At 65.7% G+C, this 318-nt stretch carries 1 protein-coding gene; it reads right to left on the reverse strand.

What is annotated here, in order from left to right:
• Positions 1 to 318 (reverse strand): hypothetical protein (locus P0G09_RS17070; protein WP_275253262.1); only part of this gene is annotated, 318 nt, incomplete at both ends.

Genomic DNA, 318 nt, shown 5'->3' on the forward strand with positions numbered 1-318 from the left:
GAGGTGCTGCCGCCGCCCGTCTCCTTCATGGAGGCGGTCATGGAGGCAGGCGTCTCGGTCATCCTTGCCCCGAAGGTCTCCGCGCTGCCAGAGAACGAGGCATTGAAGTCGACGCTCACGTAGATGACGCCGTCCTTCAGGATCCGGCTGAGCGGGGCGGTCATGATGTTGCTCGCAAACGCGCGCCCGTCCTCCGTCCTGCCGAGGATCTGCACCTCCACCTGTTGATCCTCGTCAGGGGACAGAGAGCCGAGCAGCAGCGTGTCGGCTTGCGTCAGGCTGACGGTGACGACCTTGTCGGTCGCGTCGACGCCCTCG

The sequence above is a fragment of the Faecalibacterium sp. DFI.5.82 genome, assembly GCF_029076575.1.
GTDB classification, from domain to species: Bacteria; Bacillota; Clostridia; order Oscillospirales; family Ruminococcaceae; genus Faecalibacterium; species Faecalibacterium duncaniae.